The 20598-nt window shown below is 70.6% G+C and carries 2 protein-coding genes (1 of these 2 only partly in view); both read right to left on the bottom strand.

Annotation, left to right across the window (positions count from 1 at the left end; all coding sequences use genetic code 11):
- Positions 1-51 precede the first annotated feature (51 nt).
- A complete protein-coding gene (locus M2319_RS04495) occupies positions 52-20253 on the bottom strand; it encodes a non-ribosomal peptide synthetase (protein WP_264600242.1) in 20202 nt (6733 codons plus the stop codon).
- Positions 20250-20598: the final stretch of a flavin-containing monooxygenase gene (locus tag M2319_RS04490; protein ID WP_264600241.1), read on the bottom strand. Its footprint extends 968 nt past the window's final position; the window shows 349 of its 1317 coding nt (coding positions 969-1317); its start codon lies off the right edge, out of view; it ends in the stop codon at positions 20250-20252. The genes M2319_RS04495 and M2319_RS04490 overlap by 4 nt, the downstream gene beginning before the upstream one ends.

Raw genomic sequence — 20598 nt, 5'->3', positions numbered from 1 at the left:
GTCAGCCGATCGCTCGGCATCCGTCCACGGCTTTCGCGCGGACGGCTTTATCTATTCTTGCGACGCGGCCGGTTCGCCGGTCGCGACGGTATCGCCGAGCACCTGTGCCAGCTCCGCCACATGGGGCGGCCGCATCAGGCCGTAATGGTCCGCGTCGATCCGGTGGACGGAAAGCCGGCCCCTGGCGAGAGCGCTCCAGCTTCCTGCTCCTTTCACAGGCGATCCGGATGTCGCCCGCACCAGCGTCAGCGGCGCCGTCGACGGCTCCGGTACATAGGCGGCAAGGGCCGCATGATTGGCGGCAAAGACCTTGTAGAGGCGCTCGACCGTTTCCCGGTCCGCTCCCGGCAGGACGGCAGAGAACTGCGGCAGGGCCATCACGGTCGCGACGATATCGTCGTCCGCCCGGATGTCGGCATCGGCGCCGAAGAGATCGCGCACGAAGGCGCGCCGGCAGGCGGTGTCGGGGTCGTCCCCATCGAGTGCGGCGAGGTCGGCGGGCGTGTAGCTGTCGAGGAGGGCGGTGACGGCGATCGTCTCTCCCGAGGCCTCGAGCTGGCGCGCCATCTCATAGGCAACGACGCCGCCGAAGGACCAGCCGGCAAGGCTGTAGGGACCGCGCGGCTGGACGTTTCGGAGCTCCCGGCAATAGGCGGTGGCCATGTCGGCGAGCCCCCCTTCCGCCACCGCCTCACCGGCCTCAAGCCCCGCGGCGCGAAGACCATAGACCGGCCGCGCCGGTTGCATTGCGGAAAGAAGCGGGCCGTAGCAGGAGAGCGTGCCGCCGACCGGATGGACGAGGAACAGCGGCGGCACCTTTTCGGCAGCGCTTCCGGGCGCCGGCTGGCCGAGCGAGACGAGGAGGCGCGGGGGACCTGCCGTGCGCGCCGCCCCCGTCACGCCGCGCCCGCGCAGCAGCCGGGCCTGGGCCGCGATCGTTGAAGCCGCTTCCAGGTCGCGCACCGAGAGGCCGCGCCCGAAGGCCTCCTCGACCCGGGCAAGGAGCCGGACGGCGGTAAGGCTGTTGCCGCCGCGCGAGGCAAAATCGTCGTCGATGCCGATGTCCTGGCCGCCCTCCGGCGCCCCGAGCGCTTCGGCCCAGATGTCGGAGAGCTTCCGCTCGATGTCATCGCGCGGCGGCGTCGCGGGCCGGGCCGCGGTCCGCCCTGGCCGGGTGCCCTTGAGGGCGCGGCGATCGATCTTGCCGCCGGGCGTCTTCGGCAGCCGGTCGCGGCGGACGATCGCGGCCGGGACCATCGGCGCCGGCAGGCGCTCGGCAAGGCGCGCGCGCAACGCCGCTTCGTCGAAGCCCTCCTCCGGCGCGGCGACGACGGCCGTCAGCACCGGGGCGCCGCCGCCGCTTTCGACGACGACGGCCGCCTCGCCGATGCCGCAGGCCGCGAACGCCGCCTCGACCTCGCCTGGCTCGATGCGGTGGCCGCGTATCTTCACCTGGTCGTCGATGCGGCCATGGAAGGCGACGACGCCGCCGCTGTTGGGCACGAACGACGCCCGGTCGCCGGTGGCGTAGAGGGGGAGCGACTTGTGCGGCAGGTCATGGGTGCGGAACCGTTCCCCGGTCAGGTCCGGGCGGCCGTGATAGCCGAGGGCGAGGCGCGGACCGCCGATATGGAGCTCGCCGACGATGCCGTCCGGCACCGGATGGCCGCCCGCATCGAGGATATAGATCTCCGTTCCCGGCAGCGGCCGGCCGATGGGGACCGGACCGCCGTTCGGCCGCACAGTGTGGGTGAGCGCCGTGATCGTCGCCTCGGTCGGGCCATAGGCGTTGACGAGGCGGGCTCCGGCAATACCGCTCCGGGCCCAGGCCTCGGCGATTTGCGGCGAGAGCACGTCGCCGCCGACGATCATCAGGCGCAGCGGCAGTGCGGAGCGGTTGGCGCGGCTCCTCTCCCAGGCAGCAAGAAGTTCGCCGAGATAGACCGGCGGCAGGTCGGCGACAGTGATCGCGGCCGCGCGCAGGAAATTCAGGAACGCCGCCGGGGCCGGCAGCTCCGCCGGGCGCAGCACGAGCCGCCCGCCGCGGATGAGCACCGGCAGCATCTGCTCGATGGCCGTGTCGACCGACAGGGACGCGAACTGCAGGACCGCGTCGCGCTCCGTCAGGCCGAATTCATCGGCGATGACCGCGCAGTGGTGGGCGAGCGCGCCGTGGGAGACGACGACGCCCTTCGGCGTGCCGGTCGAACCCGAGGTGTAGATGATATAGGCAGGATCGTCCGCGCCGATCTCCGGCTCCGGCGGACGGACGAAACGGGCGCGAAGGCCGCCGCTGCCGGGGACGACGACCGGAACGCCCGCGGCGATCTTTCGGGCGCGCTCCGCCAGCGCCTCCCCCGCCAGCACGGTGGCGGCGCCGGCATCCTTGACGATGAATCCCAGCCTCTGGTCCGGAAGGTCCGGGTCGAGCGGCACCCAGACAGCACCGAGGCTCATCACGCCGAGAAGGGCGGCGACGGCATCCGGGCCGCGCGGGGCAAGGACCGCGACGCGGTCTGCCTTGCCGATGCCTTGGCGCGAGAGCGCGACGGCGACACGCCTTGCCCGCGCGGCAAGGTCGCGCCAGGTGACGCGCTCCGCCCCGGCGACAATCGCCGTTGCCGAGGGCGACCGGCGGGCGACATCGAGGATGCGGCCGTGGATAGGGCCGGCAAAGGGTTCGCTGCGCCCCGTCCGGCTCCAGTGGTGGAGCGCGCGGTCGCGCTCCGGCCCGGTCAGCATCGGCAGGTCCGCGACCGGCGTTTCAGGCGCGTTCAGGACGGCCTTCAGCAGTTCGCCGAAATGGCCGAGCAGGCGCTCCAGCGCCGCCGCGCCGGGGCCGCCCTCGGCGGCATCCGCATGGACCGCGGCGCCGGCCGCTCCGTCCTCGATTTCGAGGCTGAGGGTGGCGTCCGTCGCCTGGCGGATCGCGGAAAGGTGTTCGACATCGCCCGCCGCGAAGACCTCCGGCATTTCGTCGGCGGCGGCGAAATTCTGGTAGGCGAAGGTGATCGCGAACGGCGCCGTCCCGGTCGCCGTGCCGCCGATCTGGCGGGCGATTTCGGCAAAGGCGACGTCGCTGTTGGCGAGCCCTTGGGCCAGCTCTTCGTGGACGCTCCGGGCAAAGTCGGAGAACGATGCCGCGGGATCGACGGCGAGCCGCAGCGCGATCATGTTGGCGCAATAGCCGACGGTTTCCGCAAAGCGCCGGGAAGAGCGGCGCAGGGTCGGCACGCCGATGACGAGGTCGGCCTCGCCGGTATAGCGATAGACGAGCGCGGCAAAGGCCGCGAGATAGAGCGATGCGGCGCTGATCTCTCGCGTCTTCGCCGCGTCGCGGAGATCGGCACTCAAAGTCGGGTCGAGGGAGCGCGAGCGGCTGCCGCCCTCACCCGCCGGCAGGGTCGCGGACGGCAAGGGGCCGGCGAATTTTTCCAGCCAATACGCTTTTTGCGCCGCGCCCTCCGGCGCCTCCGCGAGAGCGGTCTCCCAGTCGACGAAATCGGCATAGTCCGCATTAGCGATACTTCGATCCGCACATTTTTCGCCATTCGTGAAACGGGCATAGGCCTGCCAGAAATCGCGGGCGATGACGGCGGAGGAGACGCCGTCGGTGACGATGTGGTGGGCGAGGATCAGAACGACGGACTCCGGCGCGTCGAGCCGGCCGCCGGACAGATGCTCGACCCTGAGGACTTCCCGGCCGAGATCGAAGGGCATCAGCGCACGCTGGCGCAAAAACGCCTCGGTCTCGATCTCCTTCGGCATCGCGACCGTCGCGACGGCAATGCCCTCGGCGCGCGGGAGGAGGACCGGCGCCCCCGCCGCCTCATCCACGCGGCAGCCGAGCAGCGGGTATCGGGTGACGAGAAACTCCAACGCCCGTTCCAGCGCCGCGACATCCAGCGCGCGGCAGCGGAACGCGAGCGGGACGTTGTAGGCGCCGCTTTCCGGGTGAAGCTTCTGCCAGACCCAGAGCCCCGTCTGGCCGGGACCGAGGGGGCAGCGATAGTCCGAAGGCCGCACTGACCGAAAACCGTCCTCTGCCGCTTCTGGCGCGGCGGCCGGAGCGCGTTCGGCCAGATGGTCCGCAAGCGCCCGCGGGCTGGAATGGGCGGCAAGGTCGGCACGGGAGAGTTCCGTCCCGGTCGCCTCCTCCACTGCGTAGAACAGCCGCGTACGGGCCATGGAGTCGACGCCAAGAGCATCGAAGGTGGCGTCGGCGTCGATCTCTTCGAGGGGAACGCCGAGTTCGGCCGACAGCGTTGCAAGGATCAGATCGAGGAGGGTCCTTTCGGGCACGGCCGGCCTCGGCTGTTCCGCCGGACGCGCCTCGCCCGCTTCCCCCATCTCCGCCACCCAATGACGCTCGCGGGCAAAGGGATAGCCGGGCAGCACCAGCATCGGCCCCGTGTCCGAAACATCACCGGCGGTGGCGAGCGCCTCCGCGCTCTCGCGATACGCCTCATTTTCCAGCTTTTCGGCGAGCTCAAGGCTGTCGGTCGCGACGATGTCGATGCGGCGGTCGAAGGCTTCGCGCCCGTGCTGCAGCGTGTGCGCCAACGCCTCCATGGAGACGGGTCCGGATTCCCGCAGGAAGGCGGCAAGGCGCCGGCGCATCTCGCCCAGTTGCCCGGCGGTGCGCGCGGAGAGCGGGAAGCGGCGCGGCCGGCGTTCCTCCCCGTTCGTGACCGCCTGCGGCGGTGCCTCTTCCAGGATCAGATGCACGTTCGAGCCGCCGGCCCCGAAGGAGCTGATCGCCGCCCGGCGCGGCCGACCGCCTTCCGGCGCCGGCCAGGGCGCAAGCTCCGTCTGCGGCACGAGCGGCGTCCCGCGGAAGGCCTCTTCGCGGCACGCCAGCCCCGGCATCGGAAAGAGTTCGCCGCGTTCGAACTGCAGCAGCACCTTGGTGAGCTGGGCGAGGCCGGAGGCCGCCTCGGCGTGGCCCATATTGGCCTTCACGGAGCCAAGCGGCACCTTGCGGCCGGCATAGACCTTGGCGAGCGCCTTCAGCTCGATGGCATCGCCGAGCTCCGCGCCGGTCGCCGCGGCCTCCACATAGTCGATGGTGTCCGGCGCGACGCCGGCCGCCGCAAAGGCGTCAGCCATCAGCCGGACCTCGGCATCGACGTTCGGGACGGCATAGCCGGCGGAGTGGCCCGAATGGTTGGCGAGGCTGCCCCTGATGACGGCCAGCACAAGGTCGCCGTCGCGACGCGCATCGGCCATGGGCTTCAGGAGCACCGCGCCGACGCCCTCGGCCGGCAGATAGCCGTCGCCGCCGGCAAAGGCCCGGCTTTCGGGCGACGAGGCAGCGAGGCCGGCGCGGGAAAGACCCTCGAATTTTCCGGGCGCGATGGAGAGGTTGACGCCGCCGGCGACCGTGAGCCGGCATTCGCCCGAACGAAGGCTCTGGCAGGCCTGGTGCACGGCCTGCAGCCCCGACGAGCACATGCTGTCGACGGCAACGCTCGGCCCCTTAAGGTCGAAGAAGAAGGAGACCCGGTTGGCGATCGCCGAATAGGAGGACAGCGAGGTCAGCGCCCGCACCTCGGGGTCGGCGGCGAGGCTCGCATAGTGCTGGTACATGGCGCCGACGAAGACGCCGACCCGGCCGTCATAGGCGTTCTTCAGGCGGTCTCGCGTGTGCCCGGCGCGCTCGAAAAGGTGCCAGGCGGTTTCCAGGAACAGCCGCTCCTGGGGGTCTGCGAGGTCGGCCGCCTTGGGGCTGTAGCCGAAGAAGGCGGCGTCGAAGCGGTCGACGTCTGAAAGAAACCCACCCCATTTGCAGTGGCTCGCGCCGGGGGCGCCCCTTTTGTCCGAGAAGCGCGGGACAAGGCCGGCGCGCTCCGGCGGCACTTCGGTGACGAGGTCGCGGCCCGCGCGCAGCGCTTCGGCGAAAGCCTCGATGGTGTCGGTGCCGGGATAGCGGCCGGCGACGGCGATGATGGCGATGTCGTCGCGATCCGGCGACATTTGGGGCGCGGCGGCGCGCTCCGGCGCAGGATCTGGCGGCGGCGTATCGGCGCATTCCGCCAGTTCATCGGCGAGGCGCGCGATGGTCTGGCATTCGAAGAGGATCGTCTGGGACAGCGGCCCGAAGTCCTTTTCCAGCGCCTCGACGATCTCAAGGGCCGAGACGGAATCGACGCCGAAGCGGTCGATGGTCGCCTCCGGGTCGAGCCGATCCCTCGGCACGCCGAGGCAGGCGGAAAAGGCGGCGAGGATTTTTTCAAGGACCGGCGTCCGGTCCGTACGGGCAGGTTCGGCACGGCGGGCGGGCGACGGGGCTGCGAGCAGCTTCGGCGCGGCCGTGGCGCGCGGCGCGGCGCCGATCATGGTCCGAAGCCGGTCCTTATCGCCCTCCAGCACCAGCACCTGATCGGGCGCGGGGTCGGCAAGGAAGCATTCGAGGGCGGCAATGGCCGGCCCGGTGTCCAGCGGCCGGACGCCGGCCTTTTCCATCGCGGCGATGGCCGCCGCGTCGAGGCGCATGCCGCCGCCCCGCCAGTAGGGCCAGTCGATGGAAAGGGTGCGGCCATGGCAGAGCCCTGCCGCGACCCGGTCGTTGCGGATCGCCGCGAAGCGGTCGAGGAAGGCGTTGGCGGCGGCGTAGTCGGTCTGGCCCGGATTGCCGAGGGCGCCGGCGGCGGACGCGAACAGCACGAAAAAGTCGAGCGAGCGGCGGCCAAGGGCGGCGTCGAGGACTTCGGTGCCCGTGACCTTCGGCGCCAGCACGGCGCGCAGCGTCGCTCCGTCCTTGCCGGCCATCAGCCCGTCGCGGAGGATGCCGGCGCCATGGAAGACGCCGTCGAGGCGACCGTCCTCAGCCTCGATCTCGACGAGGAGGGCGGCGACGGCATCGGCGTCGGTGACGTCGAGGCTGCGATAACGGGCGGCGGCGCCGAGGGTGTCGAGCTCTCGGCGCCACGTTGCGATATCCGGCGTTTCGGGAGAGCGCCCGGTCAGCCAGAGCGACGGGCGGACGCCGGAGGCGGCGATGGCTTGCGCGACGTGTCGGCCGATGCCGCCGGCGCCGCCGGTGAGGAGATAGACACCGCCCTCGCGCCAGGGTTTTTTTCCCCCCTCCGCGGGCTTCCAATCCCGCCAGGTGCGCACCAGCCGGCGGCCGGCCACATGGCGGATGACGATATCCTCCCGCGCATGTGCGTCACGCGCGAGGCGGGCGACGAGGTCGGGCGTCGCGCCGTCGACGGCGATCAGTTGCCCCGCCAGCGACCGGTGTTCGAAGGCGGCGGAGCGCAGCATGCCGCCGAGGCCTTCCAGCGCGCTTCCCTCGCCCGTCGCCGGCACGACGACCTGAACCAGCGTGTTGCGCCGGTCGCGAACGGTGCCCTTGAGGAGCGCGAGCAGCCTTGCGGCATGGTCGGCGAATTCGGGCTCGTCGAACACCACGCACTCCGCGCCGGACGCGCGCAAGGCTTCGGCGAGGCCGGGATGGCCTTCCGAAAGGCCGCAGAGGACAACGATGCGATTTTGCGGCGCCGTGCCGTCCGTCGCCGCTTTTTCCTCAAAGACCGGCTCGAAGAGGAGCGGCAGCGGCGCATCGGGGCTTACGGGCGTTTCCCCGGCTCGAAGAGGAGGCGCGTCGATCTCCGGCAGCCAGTAGCGGTCGTCGGCGAAGGGATAGGTCGGCAGGCTGATCGGGCGCGGACGCGGGCCGGTGCGGCGCGCCGCCCAATCCACGGTCGCCCCCGCGACCCAGGCCGCGGCGACCTCGTCGAGCGTCGCACCGGGCTCGGCCGTCGGTGCGTTGAGCGCGGCGCGGCCGCGGAAAATGCCCGGATGATCGAGGGCCCCGGCAATGACGCGATCCAGCTTCGCGGCGAGATCCGCCTTGCCGTCGGCGACGATCGCCAGCCGTTCCTCAAACGCCTCCCGGCCCTCCTGGAGCGTCGACGCGACGGAGGGCATGTCCGGCTCGGCGATCCGTTCCAGCGCCGTGCGGAAATTCGCCAGTAGCGCCGCCAGCCGCTCCGGATCGCGGGCCGAGAAGGGATAGATTTGCGGGCCATGGACGGCTGCGGGCGGCGCGGCGTCCACGTACTCGGCAACCACCAGGTGGGCGTTGGCGCCGCCGGCGCCGAAGGAGGAGAGTCCGCCGATCCGCGGCCTTTCGCGCCCGTCCTCCACCTGCCGCGGCCAGTCCTCCAACGTCTTCTGGACCCGGAACGGCGTTGCCGCGAAATCGATGTTGGGGTTGAGAGGCTCGGCATGGAGTGACGGCACGAGCTGGCCGTTCCTCAACTGCAGCAGGAGCTTGGTGAGGCCGGCGATGCCGGCGGCGCTCTCGCCATGGCCGATGTTCGATTTCACCGAGCCGACGGGGAGCGGGGTCGTGCGCCCGGCAAAGGCGCGCGAGAGCGCGGCGATCTCGATGGGGTCGCCGAGGCTCGTCCCGGTGCCGTGGGCCTCGATCACGCCGATCTCGTCCGGGGCGACGCCGGCGCGGGTGAGCGCGGCCGTCACCACGTCCGTCTGGGCCGGCGGGTTCGGCACGGTGTAGCCGTTGGTCTTGCCGCCGTGGTTGAGGGCGGAGCCGAGGATGACGCCATAGATGCGGTCGCCGTCGGCCTCGGCCGCATCGAGCGGCTTTAAAAGCACCGCGCCGACGCCCTCGGCCGGCACGTAGCCGTCGCCGCCCTCGCCGAAGCTTTCGCAGCGACCCTTGGAGGAGAGGAACCGGCCCTGCGACAGCGCCAGATACTTGTTCGGGTGGAGGGTGAGGTTGACGCCGCCGGCAAGCGCCACGGAACAGCCCCCGCCCCGGAGCGCGTCGCAGGCGAGGTGGATGGCGGTCAGCGACGACGAGCACATGCTGTCGACCGCAAGGCTCGGGCCCTGGAAGTTGCAGAAATAGGAAACGCGGTTGGCGATCGAGGCGGCGCTGCCGGTGATCGCGGTCGGCGCGCCCGCCGCGGTCCGCTCCGGGCCGTAGAGCTGGTATTCCTCATACATGACGCCGACGAAGACGCCGACATCGGCGCCGGATAGCCCGGGGCGCGGCGGGGCGGCAGTGGCGCGGGTGTAGCCGGCATCCTCCAGCGTCTCAAAGGCGCATTGCAGGAACAGCCGCTCCTGCGGGTCCATATAGGCGGCCTCGCGCGGCGCGATGTTGAAGAACATCGGGTCGAAGCGATCGAAACCGTCGACGAAGCCGCCCCATTTGCCGGTGGTCCGGCCGGGCTTGCGCTCCGGGTCATAGAGGCTCGCATGGTCCCAGCGTGCGGCGGGCACTTCGGTGACGCAGTCGCGACCGGCCTTCAGGTTCTCCCAGAATTCGGCGACATTGCGCGCACCCGGATAGCGGCCGGCAAGGCCGATGATGGCGACGGGCGCATCGGCCGGGTGTTTTGGCCGCGCCGGGAGCGGGGTCGGCGCGGGGGCCACGTGCGCGGCGCCGGCGCCGACGATCTCTGCGAGCCGGTCGGCGTGGCTTTCCAGGAAATGGCCGATCACGGCCTCAAGGGTCTGGTACTCGAAGAACAGCGTCTTCGACAGCGGCCCGAAATCCCGCTCCAGGGCATCCGTCAGGCGAGCGATCATGACGGAATCGATGCCGTAGTCCTCAAGCGGCGCGGCCACGGAAATGGCGGCCGGGTCGATCTCCGTCTCGCGGGCAACTAGGCCGACGAAATAGGCCTCGGCGGCACGGCGGAGGTCGGTCGCGGGGGCATTCTCCGGCGACGATGTCGCAACGCGCGGCGTATCCTTTCGGTCCGGCACGGCGCGCAGGGTGAAGCCCTCGATGCGGACGCAGGTTTTGCCGGTCCCGTCGGCGAGATCGATATCCACCCTGGAAACGCCCGTTCCGGATGGTGCGAGCCGCAGATGGGCCCACATCTCCGGCCCTGTGGCTCCGAAGATCTCCATGCGGTCGATGGCGACGGGAAGGGCAAGGCCGGAGGTTCCTTTGCCGGCAAAGAGCGGCAGAGACGCGTGGAAGGCGGCGTCCAGGATGCTGGGGTGGAGGTGGTAGGCGCCGGCGTCGGCGGCGCGGGGCAGCGTCAGCCGTGCCAGCACCTCGGCGTCGCCCGACCAGAGGCCGGCGACGGCCCGGAAGGCAGGGCCGTAGTCGATGCCGGACGCGGCGTAGGAGGCGTAGAGCCAGTCGGGGTCGCGCAGATCGGCGCAACGGGATTTCAGGGCGTCGACGTCGAGACGACCGGGGGTGCCTGCGCCGGCAGAGACGTCGCAGGTGACGGCGTCGGTTTCCCCGTCGACGAGGCGGGCCTTGAAGAGATCGGCATCGCCCTTGCTCAGAACGATGCGGATATCGCGCTCGCCCGCATCGAGCTGAACCGGGCGGCGCCAGGCGATGCGGGACAGGATCATCGAGCCCGCCTGCGGCAGCACTGGCTCCGCCGTCTCGCGGATGAGTTCCAGCGCCATGGCGCCCGGCAGGATGCGCGCGCCGCGGATGCGGTGGTCGCGGAGATAGAAGGCATCGGCGTCGAGCCGGACCGCTTTTTCCGTGCCACCGTCTGCCGAAACGGCAGGGGTGGAGACGGCGGGAGACGGCGCGGTTGCGGCGGCGGCCTTGTATTCCGGCGCGGCCCGGAAGATGTCCCGGGCAAAGGGATAGGTGGGCAGCCTGAGCCGGCGTTTCGGCTTGCCCCAATCGACGGCGCCGCCCGCGACCCAATGCGCGGCAATCTGCTCCGGCGCGGCGTCGGCGCCGAGCGGTCCGTCGGCCGCCGCACGGGGATCGGCACGGCCGGTTCGGACGGCGTCAGAGGCGCCGCCGGCGAGCCAGGCGGCGAGTTTATCGCGCAATTCGGCAAGGCTTTCCGCGACGATCGCCAGCCGCTCAGCCATCGGCGTGCGGCCGACCTGCAGCGTCGTTGCCAGATCGCCGAGGTCTGCCTCCCCGATGTCGCCGCGATCCAGGAAGGCGAGGAGATTTCCGGCGTTCTCCGTCAACCGCGCCGCGTCCCTCGCCGACAGAACGATGACGACGGGGCCATCGGGGCCAATCGCGCGGGCCTCCTGCGGCCGGTATTCCTCCAGGACCGCGTGGGCGTTGACGCCGCCGAAGCCGAAGCTGCTGATGCCGGCGCGGCGCGGCAGCGGGGTTCCAGCCGCATCGCGCACCGGATGCCAGTCCTCCAAATCCCGGACGATGCGGAACGGGGTTCCGTCCAGATCAATGAAGGGATTGACCGTCTCGCAGTGAATGCTCGGCGCGATCTTGCCGTAGCGGAACTGCTGGAGGATCTTGACGAGGCCGGCGGCGCCCGCGGCCAGCTCCAGGTGGCCGATATTGGTCTTCACCGAGCCGAGGCCGCAGCCGGTGCCTTCCAGTTTGTCCTCGCCCTTCGGCAGGTCGCGGAACGCCGATTTGAGGGCGTTGATCTCGACCGGGTCGCCCAGCGCCGTACCGGTGCCGTGGGCCTCGACATAGCCGATGGTGCGCGGGTCGATGGCGGCACGCATCCAGGCCGTGCGGATGAGGTCGGCCTGGGCCTCGGTGTTCGGCGCGGTCAGCGAATTGGCGTGGCCGCCATGGTTGACCGCGGTGCCGCGAACGACGGCAAGGATCGGGTCGCCGTCGCGCTCGGCATCGCAAAGCCGCCGCACGAACAGCATGCCGACGCCCTCGCCGCGGCCGTAGCCGTCGGCCCGGTCGGAGAAGGTCTTGCAGCGGCCGTCCGGCGCCAGCATGCCGGCCTTGGCGTAGTTGATGTGGGCGTCGGGGGTGACGATGGTGTTGACGCCGCCGACGAGCGCGGCCTCGCAATCGCCGGCGCGGATTGCCTGTACGGCCCGGTGGAGCGCCACCAGCGAAGAGGAACAGGCGGTCTCGACCGGCTCGCTGGGCCCGTGCAGATCGAGGAGATAGCTGATGCGGTTGGGCCCGACCGAGGGCACGATCCCGGTCGCCACATAGCCCTCGCCGCCGGTGTCCTCGCCAAGGCTCGCGCGATAGCCCGAGAACGACGTCCCGACGAAGACGCCGACCCTTTTGCCGGCAAAACTCCTCGGCGAATGGCCCGCGTCCTCGATCGCCTTCCAGGCATGGGGCAACATCAGGCGCTGCTGCGGGTCCATCATCCGCGCCTCACGCGGCGAGATGGCGAAGAACAGCGGGTCGAATTCGAACACGCCGTCGGTGAAGCCGCCCCAATGGACGTTGGTCTTGGTCGGATCGGTCTTCGGGTCGCCGTCGACGTCCTGCCAGGACCAGCGGTCCGGCGGGATGCGGGTGATGCAGTCGCGGCCGGCCGCAAGGTTCTCCCAGAAGGCGTCGGGATCGTCCGCCATCGGGAAGGCGCAGCTCATGCCGACGATGGCGATGGGGTCATCGGCCCCGGCGTGGGCGGAGGCGGCCGGTTTGGCTTCGAAACCAACCGGAACGATCGGTGCGGGGGCGAGCTGTTCGGCGAGCGGCGCCGAAGCCGCCTCAAGGCCGAGCTGTTCCGGCTCCAGGTCGCCGGCGATGTGGTCGGAAAGCCGGGCGAGCGTTGCGAATTCGAAGAAGTCGGCCGGGGTCAGGGCCAAGCCCAGCTCGGCGTTGATGCGCGAGGCGAAGGCCGTCATGGTGATGGAGTCGAAGCCGAAATCGCCGAGCTCGGTGTCGACGTCGAGGACGTCCGGCTCGACTTCGAGCGTGCGTGCAGCGATTTCCGTGACGAGGCGCAGGGCGGCGGCGTGGCGGTCCTCGTCGGAAAGGTCTTTTGTTGCCGGCGCCGCAGGCGCAGCGGGAGCCGAGCCGGTCCCTGCGCTCGCCGCGACGGGCCGGGCAACGAAATCCTCCAGCCGCACGGCAACCATCCCGGCCTCGTCGCAAACGTCGATGGAGGCGCCCTTATCACCGCCCCCGACGACGGCCCACATCACCGGACCGGTGGCGCCGAAGACGGCGACCCGGCGCACTGCGTAGGGAAGCGCCAACGCGTTCGTGTCGTCTGCCAGCAACGCGACCGCCTGCAACGCCCCATCGAGGATCGCGGGGTCGAGATCGAAGCCGCCATCGGCATCGGCCGGCCGCTGCAGCCTTGCCACCGCTATGCCGGGGCCGCGCCGAGCCTCGACGATGGCGCGCTGGGCCGGGCCGTATTCAAGGCCGGTGTCGGCAAACCGCCGATAGAGGCTGGCGGTATCGACGGGCTCAGGCGCCGCCGCCCTCGCCGCGTCGATATCGATGCGCGGTGCCATCTCGGACAACGGTCGCGCGACGCCCTCTGCATGGCGCGCACCGTCCGCCGATAGCCTGTAGGCCTGACCTTGCGCCCCGCCCTCTTCCAGCGTCACGTCGAGGCGCACGGGCGTTTCGTCGACGGCGACGGGGCCGACCCAGCCATGGCCGACGAGTTCGAAGCCGCCTCCGACGCCGGCCCCTTCAAGCGCGCGGCGCACAAGCTCGAAGGCGACGACGCCGGGCAGCAGTTTTTTGCCGGTGACCACGTGGTCGCGGAGGAAGCTTTCGTTGCCGGTCAGCGTTTGCGACAAGTTCGGCTTCGGCTGCGTTGGCTCGGGTGATGCCGGTTTATTTGCCGGCGAAGTGCCGACCCAATAGGGCGTCTTTGCGAAGGGATAGCCCGGCAGGGAAATCCGCCGCGCTTCGGGTCCGCGCCAGGCCTTTTTCCAGTCAACATTAAAGCCGCCGACCCAGAGCGCCAGCAGGTCGTCCGGCCGGCCGCGCCCGGCAAGGCCGGCGGCGGCCTCGGCGAGCGGACCGTCGTTTTCCAGCACGGAGAGAAGCTTGCGGCCGCTCTTCACCTCGCCGGCGACGACGCCCGCGCCGGCATTTCCCGCGGCGATCGACGCCAGGTTGGCCGAGAGGTCCGCGCGATCCCTTGCCAGAAAGCCGAGGCGGTGACGCATGGGCTCGCGGGCGACCTGCAGCGTCCAGGCAGTGTCGTCGAGCCGCGCCTCGGTCTTTTCCAGGAACGCATGGAGCCGGGCGGCGCTCTCGGTCAGTTGCGCCGCGGTCTTTGCCGAGAGCACGATCAGTTGCGGCGCACCCGCCTCGGGCCCGGCCGGCGCCGGTGCCAGAAATTCCTCGATGACCACATGGGCGTTGGAGCCGCCGAAGCCGAAGGAACTGACGCCCGCGCGGCGCGGCAGCGGACTTCCATCCGAACCGACGACCGGCCGCCATTCCGTCTTTTCCTGAGCGATCCGGAACGGGCCGCCTTCGAGCTTCAGATAGGGGTTCAACGCCTCGGCATGGAGCGAGCGGGCGATGGTGCCGTGGCGGATCTGCAGGAGCACCTTGATCAGGCCGGCGATGCCCGCGGCGATTTCCAGGTGGCCGATATTGGATTTTACCGAGCCGAGGAGGCAGCGGTGCTCGAATGCCTCGGGCATCGGGCCGAAGCGCTCCTCCGCCTCGCGGTCGAGGTCGGCAAAGGCCGCCGTCAGGGCCTCGACCTCGATCGGGTCGCCGAGCGGCGTGCCGGTGCCGTGGGCCTCGATATAGCCGACGGTGCGCGGGTCGATGCCGGCCGCGCGATAGGCGGTGCGCAACAGGTCGGCCTGCGCCTTCGGGTTCGGCGCGGTCAGCGAGGCGGCATGTCCGCCGTGGTTTTCCGCGCTCGCCCGGATGACGCCGTGGATGCGGTCGCCGTCGCGGACGGCCTCGGCAAGCGGCTTCAGGAAGACGAGGCCGATGCCTTCGCCGCGGGCATAGCCGTTGGCGGCGGCGGAAAACGGCTTGCAGCGGCCGTCGGGCGCCAGCATGCCGGCCTTGGCAAAGCCGACGAAGGCCTCCGGCAACAGCAGCACGCCGACGCCGCCGGCAATGGCCGCGGTGCAATGGCCGGAGCGCAGGGCCTCGACGGCGCGGTGGACGGCGACGAGGGCGCTGGAACAGGCGGTCTCCACGGCAACGCTCGGCCCGTGGAAATCGAAATGATAGCTCAGCCGGTTCGGCCCGATGGAGGGGGCAAGGCCGGTCATGGTGTAGCCCTCGACGCCGAGCCCGGCCTCCGAAATCAGCCGGCCATAGCCGGCATCGGCCGTGCCGACGAAGACGCCGGTTTTCGAGCCGGCAAGGGCGGAGGGCGGGTAGCCAGAATCCTCCATCACCCGCCAGGCCTCGGTGAGGAGCAGGCGCTGCTGCGGGTCCATCATCCGCGCTTCGGGCGGCGAAATGCCGAAGAAGGCGGCATCGAAGCCGGCGATATTCTCAAGGAACCCGCCGGACTTGACGTTGGCGCGGCCGGGTTCGCGCAAGGGATCGCCCCAGTACGCACGCCAGTCCCAGCGCTCGGCCGGCACCTCGCAGATGCAGTCGCGCTCGCTTTCAAGCACGTCCCAGAAGCCGTCGATGTCCGGCGCACCGGGGAAGCGGCAGGACATGCCGATGATGGCGATGGCGTCGGGCGCGGTTTGGGGATCTGGGACGCGGACAGGGGCAGCGGATGGCAGCGGGTGCGGCGCGGGAGTGACGGTGGTCGGGGCTTCGGCCGGTTCGGTCTTCGGCGCTGGCGTTGCAGCGATGCCGAGGGCCTTTGCCAGAGCCTCCGGCTCGGCCTCGGCAAGGTGCCCGGCAAGGCCGTCGAGGGTCGGATATTCGAAGAACAGCGGCGGCGTCAGCTCCAGGCCGAAGCGGTCGTTGAGGCGGTTGGCGAACTGGGTGAAGCCGATGGAGTCGAAGCCGTATTCGGTCAGCTCCACATCCGGTTCCAGATCCTCCACGGAAACCTTGAGTTGGGCCGCGGCTTCGTCGATGAGCGCGGCAAGGACGGGGCGGTGGAGCGTGCCGGCATTGGGGGCGGCGGGTGCTGCGACCTCGGCCCTTCGGGGCTCGGGCGCTGCTTCGGGCTCCGCGCCGGCGAGGAAGGCCTCGATACGTACGGCATCGCCGGTGGCGACAATTGTGCGCGGTCCATCTCCTGCCACAGCGGCATCGAAGGCGGCTATGCCGGCGCCGGCTTCCAGCGCCTCAAGGCCCGTCACCCGGCGCATCAGGTCTTCCTGGGCGGCGCCGATCCGCATGCCGCCGTCGGCCCAGAGCGGCCAGGCGATGGAGACCGTGCGGCCATGGCAGAGGCCGCGCGCGCGGCGCGCCTCACGCATCTTGGCGAAGCCGTCGAGGAAGGCGTTGGCGGCGGCGTAGTCGGCCTGGCCCATATTGCCCGACACCCCGGCGACGGAGGCAAAGAGCACGAAGAAATCGAGCGAGGCATCGCCAGTGGCGGCATCGAGCGCGAGCGCCCCGCGGACCTTCGGCGCCAGGACCGCGTCGAGGTCGGCGCCGGTCTTGCGCAATATCGCTCCGTCGCGCAGCGTTCCGGCCGTGTGGACGACACCGTCGAGCCGGCCATGGGCGGTGCGGATGCGCTCCACCAGCGCGGCGACGGCATGGTCGTCAGCGATATCCGCGACCTCATAGAAGAGGTTTTCGGTGGCGTCGATATGGGCAGCGAGCGGGGCGTCGGCCGGGCGCCGTCCGGCCAGAATGATCTTCGCCGCCTGCGCATGGGCGAGCGCGGCATCGGCGAGGCGCCGGGCGAGCGCGCCCGTGCCGCCGGTGATCAGGTAGACGCCGCCGTCCTTCCAGGGGGGCGGCGCCGCGCCGAAGACGCCCGCCGCCTCGATCGTTTCGATCTCAAGGCCCGCAGGCGCCAACCGCATGAGCGCACCGGCGGGCGCTGCTTCGGTCACTTCAAGAGCGGTTGCGAGCGTCATCGCGTCGCTGGCGCCTCGCAGCACCAGGCCGTGGAAGCGGCGGTGCTCGCGGTGAATGCTTTTCAGCATGCCGGCGATGCCGCCGAGGGGCGCGGCAAGATCGTCGTCGGGGAGCACGACCTGAATCAGGATGGCTTGGTCGCCCGGCGCCGCGAGCGCTTCTTGCGCGGCCGCCATTACCTCGCGGCACAGGCCGATGAAGCGGTCGGCGAGCGGCAGGGCGGCGTCGAAGACACGGATATCGCGATCCGGCAGGCGGGCGCCGAGAACACCGCGGTCGAGGGCGCCGTCGGCAAGAAAAACAATGCGCCGGCTAAAGACCGGCTGATCGGTGGCCGGCGAAAACGGTTTCCATACGGGGACGAAGCGCAGGGCTCCGTTCTCCGAACCACTGGTCCCGGTGGCTGCCGGCGCCAGTTCGCGGGCGATGAAGCCGGTCATGGCAACGCGCACCGTGCCGTCGCCGGCGATGAGGTCGATGTCGGCCTTCTGGAGCCCCCCGCCCGCATCCGCCGCGGCGCGGACATGGGCCCACATCGCCGGTTCCAGCGGCCCGAACATCTCGCAGGTTGCCAGTGAGAACGGCAGGGAGGCAACGCTGGCGCCCCGGCCGTCCGCATCGAGGGAAAGGCCGATCGCCGACTGGAACGCGCCGTCCATCAGGCTCGGATGGAGGCAGAAATCTTTAAGGGTTCCTTTGAACGCTTCCGGCAGCTCAAGCCGGGCAAGGACGACACCCTCGGCGACAGCGAGGTCGGCGATGGCGCGGTGGGCGGTTCCGTAGTGAAGGCCCATGGCGTCGAAGGCGCCGTAGACGGCGGCGCGGTCGACATGGCGGGCGGGCGCGGCGCGGAGGGCGGCAAGGTCGACCGGCCGCCGGCTCCCGCCGCCCGAGGGCGCGATGCGCATCTGGGCGTGAACCTCGCGGACGCCGTCGCCGGCATGGCTTGAGATTTCCGCGCGGATGCTGCCGTCGTCGCGCCTGTCGATCTCGCAGACGACGGTGACAGGTGCCTCGACCTTCAACGGCGCCATCCAGACGATCTTGCGCAGCACCGGATCGGCGATGCCGTCGGCGACGGCCGCAGACCGGGCGAGTTCCAGATAGGCGACGCCGGGAAAGACCGGGGTGCCGCCGACCCTGTGGTCGGCGAGGAACATCTCTCGGCCGGTGAGGCGAAGCGAATAGCACCCCTGCCCGTCGGAGGTCGGGGTCAGCAACACGGGCGGCGTTTCCGCCTGCGGCAGCCAGAAGCGCTTTCGCTGGAAGGGATAGGAGGGCAGCGCGATGCGCCGGGGGGTTTCTCCGGCCCAGAGGTTTTGCCAGTCGACCGCGCCGCCGGCCGCCCAGTGCCGGGCGATCCCGGCCGGATCGGCGCGCGCCGGGTCCAGCGCTGGCGCGTCGTCCTTGCGGCCGCTTGCGACCCTTCCCGCAAACGCGGCATCCCCGTCCCCGGCAAGGAAGGCGTCCATGCGGCCGATGAGGTCGGCGCGATCGCTCGCGACGAACGCGGCGCGGCAGCGCATGGCGTCGCGGCCGACCTGCAGCGTGCAGGCAAGGCTTGCGAAATCGGCGTCCGTCGCGGCATTCCGGAGGCGCGCGACCGCGTCCTTCAGGGCCGGCTCGCTCGCGGCGGACACCGGCACCACGAGGGGGCCATCGATCGCCGCCGCGCCGACCGGCCGCGCCTCGCGGTATTCCTCGATGACCATGTGGACGTTGGCGCCGCCGGCGCCGAAGGAGGAAAGGCCGGCGCGGCGCGGTTGTTCTGCCCCGTCGACCACCGGGCGCTCCCAGGGCGCCGCCTCCTGCAGGAGGAAGAACGGGCTTTGCTCCAGCTCCAGCAGCGGGTTCGGCTCGGCGCAGTGGAGGGTCTGGAACCGGGTCCCGGTCCGCATCGCCAGCAGCACCTTGATGAGGCCGGCAACGCCAGCCGCGGTCTCCGTGTGGCCGATATTGGACTTGATCGAGCCGAGGCCGACCGTCGGGGCCGCGGGCAGCACAATGCCCCGATCCTCGTAAAGCTCGGCGAAGGCGCGCCTCAGGCCTTCCGCTTCGATCGGATCGCCAAGCGGCGTGCCGGTGCCATGGCATTCGATGAGGCCGATGGTGCGCGGGTCGGTGCCCGCAGCCCGGTGCGCCTCGACGATGAGGCGGGCCTGCGCCTTCGGGTTCGGCGCCGTCAGCGAGGTGGCGCCGCCGCCATGGTGTTCGGCCGAACCCCGGATCACGCCGAGGATCGGGTCGCCGTCGGCCTCGGCCGCATCAAGGCGCTTTAGGAGCACCGCGCCGACGCCGTCGGCGCGGGCATAGCCGTTGGCAGCGGCGGCAAAGGTCTTGCAGCGGCCGTCCGGTGCCAGCATGCCGATGCGCGAGAACAGGATGTGCTGCAGCGGCGAGAGCATCAGGTTGGCGCCGCCGGCAAGCGCCATCTCGCAGCCCTCGTGGCGGATCGCCATCACCGCCCGGTGGACGGCGACCAGCGACGAGGAGCAGGCCGTGTCGATGGCCTCGCTCGGGCCGTGGACGTCGAGCAGGAAGGACAGCCGGTTGGGGCAGAAGGTGTGGCCGAGGCCGGTCATCTGCTGCGGGTCCAGCGAGCCGTCCCGGTTCACCATCTGCATGTAGTCGAGGAGGTCGATGCCGAGGAAGATGCCGACCTTGCGGCCGGAGAGCGATCCCGGCGCGTAACCCGCCTTTTCGATGACGCTCCAGGCGCATTCCAGGAACAGGCGGTGCTGCGGGTCCATCAGCTCCGCTTCGCGCGGCGAGATGTGGAAGAACGCGGCATCGAAGAGGTCGACCCCGTCGACGAAGCCGCCGTATTTCACATTGGTGAAGGGACCCTTCTTCGGGTCGCCATCGACGGCGCGCCAGTCCCAGCGCTCGGGCGGCACCACCTCCATGCAGTCGTCGCCGGCGGCGAGATGGGCTTGCAATGCGTCGAGGTCCGGGCTCTTGGCGAATTTGCCGTCCATGGACAGGATGGCGATGGGGACATCGGCCGAAGATTCGGCTTTTTCGGCCGCCGGACGGGCGACGGGAGCCGGCACCGCCGGTTGCGCCGCGGCGCGGTGGCGGACGAGCCAGGCATCCGTCTCGTCGCCGGCAGGGGCCGGACCGGACGGTGCGGGCGGCGGTGCTGACGGCACGGGCGCGGGCGGCGTTTTGGCCGTTTGTTCGGGCTCCTGCGGTCGTTCCTGCGCATAGCGGGCGGCGATGGGTGCGCGGTAGCGGGCCAGCAGGATGTTCGACAGGTCGTTGAGGTGCCGCGCCTCAAAGAACGTCGTCGGGGCGACGGAAATGCCGAAATGGCGCGAGATCTTGGCCATGACCTCGGTGATGGCGATGGAGTCGATGCCGAGATTGGCGAGGTTTTCCTGGGGGTCGAGTTCGGCCTCGGACATGCCGAGGGCGCCTGCGGCGAGGCGCCAGACATCGGCCGCAAGGCGGGCCTCGAGGCTCGCCTCCGGCGACGCGGTATCCTCCCCTTCCTGCGCCTCCGCCTCCGGCTGCACGCCGGCGCGCGCGACCAGTTCCTGATCGATGAGGCGCCGCATGCGGTCCGAAAGGTTCTTGCTGTCGTCGGTCATCGGACGGCCACCTCCTCAACCGCGGTTTCGGCGAGCATGTCGCGGTAGCGGCGCATATGGGCGAGCAGCTTCCAGAGGTCGGCTTCCCAGCGATGGCGATAGCTGTCGATGAAATAGCCCTGGCCGAGGTCCGGCCTGTCGATCTTCTTGGCCTTGAGGAACCGCTCCAGCCCGGGGCTACGGGCAAAAAGCGCGCGGGCATAATTCAGCACGAACAGCCCTTGCGTCTTCATGCCGTCGCCGAGGCCGCCGGCGGCGTTGATGAAGCCCATAAAGAGGAGGTTGTCGTGGTTGCGCGGGGTGGAATGGAGGAACAGGTCGGGAATGCCGTCCTTCCATTCCAGG

It is taken from the genome of Rhodobium gokarnense, from assembly GCF_025961475.1.
GTDB lineage: Bacteria > Pseudomonadota > Alphaproteobacteria > Rhizobiales > Rhodobiaceae > Rhodobium > Rhodobium gokarnense.
Note: the sequence above shows the minus strand (reverse complement) of the source record. Positions and strands in the feature narration are given on the sequence as shown.

What these genes read in the sequence shown, in the direction of transcription:
- M2319_RS04495 (WP_264600242.1), bottom strand. Translation starts at nt 20,253, where the DNA reads ATGACCGACGACAGCAAGAACCTTTCGGACCGCATGCGGCGCCTCATC.